Consider the following 2,349-nt stretch of genomic DNA (forward strand, 5'->3'; position numbering starts at 1 on the left):
CGTTGAGGGCCAGCACCGCCTCGAACGTCGCCTGGGACATCCGTCCTCCTCATCGACCGACGGCGCCCTCGCCCGGTCACGAGGGGGCCCTCGCCCCCAGTGTCAGCCCAGGTCGGCCGGGACGTCGACGTCGCGCCCCGCTCCCCACCCGTCGCCGACCGTCACCAGGTCCACGCCGTCCACCAGCAGCCGCACCGGCCGGCCGCCGACCGGTTCCAGCTCGGTGAGCCGCCGGGCCAGCGCCGCCCGCTGCCATGCGGCGGCCAGCGGCTGCATCCGGCCATCGGCGTCCGACAGCACCGCGGCGTCGTGGCCCGCCACCGCCGCGACCAGCGCCGGCAGCGCCGGCCCGACGTCCGGCATGTCGGCGCCCACGACCACCACCACGGCGGACGACGTCAGCTCGAGTCCCGCCGCCAGCCCGGCGAGCGGCCCGCCCAGTGGCGGCTCCTCGCGGGTCCACGTCACGTCCGGCCGCCGGGTGACCCGCGGTGGACCCACGCAGACGAGCGCCCCGACCCGGGAGCCCAGCCCACCGGCCACCGAGTCGAGCACCGCGTCGAGAAGCAGCGCGACCTTGTCCGCGCCGAACCGTCGGGCCTCCCCGCCCGCGAGCACGACGACATCGACCGGCACGTGCCGACGATAGGCCGCGCGGCCGCCGGGAACCCCCGCTAACGTCGCCTCATGGACTTCCGCGACACCTCCTCGGAGGCCGCCTTCCGCGCCGAGCTGCGCGAGTGGCTGGCCGCGAACCTGCCGGCGGGCTGGGCCGAGCGCCCGCCGTCCGCGGGCCTGGAGGACCTCGACTTCTGGCGGGACTGGTCCGCGAAGCTCGCCGCCGCGGGCTACGCCGGCGTCACCTGGCCGACGGAGTACGGCGGGCTGGGCCTGCCGCCCACCTTCCAGGGCATCTACCTGGAGGAGTCGGCCCGCGCGGACGCCCCGAGCCACCTCGGGGTCATCGGCCTGGGCATGGCCGGCCCGACGATCCTGGCCTGGGGCAGCGACGAGCAGAAGGCGCGCTTCCTGCCGCCGCTGCTCACGGGCCAGGAGGTGTGGTGCCAGGGCTTCTCTGAGCCCGGCTCCGGCTCCGACCTGGCCAGCGCCCGCACCCGGGCCGAGCTGGACGGCGACGAGTGGGTGGTCAGCGGCCAGAAGGTGTGGTCGTCCTACGCGCACATCGCCGACTGGTGCATCCTCGTCGTCCGCACCGACCCGGACGCCGACCGGCACCGCGGGCTGTCCTACCTGCTGGTCGACATGCACTGCCCCGGCGTGGAGGTGCGGCCGCTGCGGCAGATCACCGGTGACCCGGAGTTCAACGAGATCTACTTCACCGACGTCCGGGTGCCGCGCGACTCGATGCTGGGCCAGCCGGGCGACGGCTGGTCGGTGGCCATGACCACGTTGCTGCACGAGCGCGGCACCCTCGGCTTCAGCCTCACCGCGCGGCTCGAGGCACTGCTGCGCCGGCTGGTCGAGACCGCGCGCACCACCCGCCCGGACGGCGTCCGCCCGGCCGACGACCCGCTGGTGCGCGACCAGGTCGCCGCCCTCGCCATCGACCTGCAGGCGCTGCGGTTCACCAACTACCGGGCGTTGACCACGCTGGTGAAGACCGGCGTGCCCGGCCCGGAGGGCTCGATCGCCAAGCTGCACTGGTCGGAGGCCAACCAGCGGCTGAGCAAGCTGGCCATCGAGATCCTCGGTCCGCAGGGCCGGCTGGACGGCGGCGACGGGTTCTGGGGCGGCTTCTGGGCCTACCAGCAGCTGCGCAGCCGCGGGAACACCATCGAGGCGGGCACCTCGGAGATCCTGCGCAACATCATCGCGGAGCGGGTCGTTGGCCTGCCGAGGTCTCGATGAAGGGCGGCTTTGTGCGGCAGTGCGCACAGAAGGGACCCTTCTTGCAGAAGGGTCGGAGGGGGTAGCGGCGTGGACTTCGCCTTCACCACCGACCAGGAGGAGCTGCGCTCCGCCGCGCGCCGGTTGCTCGCCGAGCGGTATCCGGCGCAGCGGCTGCACGAGGTCGCCGACTCGGGCCCGGGCTGGGACGCCGACGTGTGGCCGCGGCTGGTCGACCTCGGCTGGGTCGGGCTGTCCGCCCCGGACGGCGGCGGCAGCTTCCTCGACGAGGCCGTGCTGCTCGAGGAGGCCGGCGCTGCGCTGCTGCCGGCCCCGCTGCTCAGCGGCGTGGTCGCCCTGCCGGCGCTCGTCGGCGGCGGTGCCGACCCGACCCGGCCGACGGCGCTGGCCTGGGCCGAGCCGGCCGGGCCGCTCGCCTTCGCGTCCCCGGACCGGGTGGCGACCGTCGCGACCGCAGGCGGGTCCGGCGGCTGGACCCTG

General features: G+C 75.4%; 3 protein-coding genes. 2 read left to right on the forward strand and 1 reads right to left on the reverse strand.

Features of this window, described 5'->3' with window-relative positions:
• Positions 1 to 102: 102 nt before the first annotated feature.
• The gene (locus VIM19_14000) at positions 103 to 636 is read right to left on the reverse strand and encodes an NTP transferase domain-containing protein (protein HEY5185978.1); all 534 of its coding nucleotides are present in this window, start codon (positions 634 to 636) and stop codon (positions 103 to 105) included.
• Between the two features lie 51 nt (positions 637 to 687).
• On the opposite strand from VIM19_14000, the gene VIM19_14005 reads away from it, so the two are divergent.
• Both VIM19_14005 and VIM19_14010 read left to right on the forward strand, forming a co-directional pair.
• A complete protein-coding gene (locus tag VIM19_14005; protein HEY5185979.1) occupies positions 688 to 1,869 on the forward strand; it encodes an acyl-CoA dehydrogenase family protein in 1,182 nt (393 codons plus the stop codon).
• A 69-nt stretch (positions 1,870 to 1,938) separates the two neighbouring features.
• Positions 1,939 to 2,349 (forward strand): acyl-CoA dehydrogenase family protein (locus tag VIM19_14010; protein HEY5185980.1); only part of this gene is annotated, 411 nt, incomplete at its 3' end.

Source organism: Actinomycetes bacterium (genome assembly GCA_036510875.1).
Taxonomy (GTDB): domain Bacteria; phylum Actinomycetota; class Actinomycetes; order Prado026; family Prado026; genus DATCDE01.